This window comes from Xenorhabdus khoisanae, from assembly GCF_001037465.1.
Classification (GTDB): Bacteria; Pseudomonadota; Gammaproteobacteria; order Enterobacterales; family Enterobacteriaceae; genus Xenorhabdus; species Xenorhabdus khoisanae.
In genome coordinates this window covers 1-1,235 of sequence record NZ_LFCV01000238.1, presented here as the reverse complement: position 1 = coordinate 1,235, position 1,235 = coordinate 1, and the positions used below count along the sequence as shown (strand labels likewise).

Below are 1,235 nucleotides of genomic sequence, written 5' to 3'. Positions count from 1 at the left end.
TTCAGTTGATGAGTTGTTCACCGAGCACATCGAATGTGTCAGGTTATGTTGATTCTGCTATATTAAGCTGAGAATGCGCGAACTGATTAGCGATTATAAAAGCAGCTAAGAGCAAGGATTAAGCGGCTCTAAAAAAGAAGAAAGCCGGAAGATCTTGGATCTTTCCGGCTTAATTTTTAGATATAAGGTATTAATCTATCACAAATAAATTAATCACCCTCAAATAATCCTATATATTTCAGACCATTGTATTGTTCTTTATATGGAGGGTTTATGTGTAACTCTGAATCCTGATACCAAAATATGGCATTTGCTTCTTTTATTCCTAACTTCTCACATATGTCTTTTATTGATTGAAATTCATCTTGATCAACAGCAGCATCAACTAAAATTTCATCTATAGAGACACTTTCATCGTGGCGTGGAATTATTCCTATAAAATCCTCATCGTACCATTGAAGACCAACGTCCTTACAAAACTGACAAAGTTTATAGTTAGGATCATCAAAATTGCCTTCAACAGAATAATCTAGCTCAAAATATTTTATATATTCGTCTTCAGAGGAAAAATTATTTCCAATCCATAAATGCACTCTATTTTCAGTTGTCATTTTCCGCATTTCCCAGTATATATCATGTACTTACGATGATGCCTGACCATGATTTTCTTGGCATCAAATTTACTTTTAGCGTTTTTCAGGTCTGCAATTAATTTATTATGAAAATGCCTACCAGCTCTACTTCCATGATGCCCGCCATCTGGTACAGGATTTCCTTTGGCATCTGTTACATTGGTGAACGTAATTTTATCTGTATCTACAACATATTTTTTTAGTTCTTCTGCTGTAAAACCTAAGTCTTTTGCTTTAGCAGCTAAAGAAACAGGAAACATTTCATGCTTTCCTCCATCCCCTCTCAAAGCGGCAGAAACAGATTTTTTATCATCGATAATGTCTTTAACTGAAGCGTTATTAAACCACTCATTAAACTTACCATAGTCCCATTCAGCCCATCCTAAAGGATCAATCTGCCTTGTAGGATTATGAACGTAAGCATAGGGATTCTCCCCACCCAGCAGCCCGATGGGATCTGGTGTCAGATAACAACTGGCCACAGGCGAGTAATACCTGAACCGATTGTAGACCAGCCCGCTCTCCTCATCCACCCACTGGCCGGCGAAGGGCCATCATCTCCGAGGCAGTCATACCCGCAGGGCTTCGCCAACCCGCGCAGGG

Annotated in this window: 1 protein-coding gene and 1 pseudogene; both read right to left on the bottom strand. The window is 38.9% G+C overall.

Annotated elements, in window-relative coordinates; translation table 11 throughout:
- Positions 1-209: 209 nt before the first annotated feature.
- On the bottom strand, positions 210-611 hold the full coding sequence (locus AB204_RS20475) for an immunity 22 family protein (protein WP_152671598.1): 402 nt from the start codon (positions 609-611) through the stop codon (positions 210-212).
- 394 nt (positions 612-1,005) lie between these two features.
- Positions 1,006-1,180, bottom strand: a pseudogene (locus AB204_RS24175) (RHS repeat-associated core domain-containing protein); the annotation flags it as partial.
- Positions 1,181-1,235 lie beyond the last annotated feature (55 nt).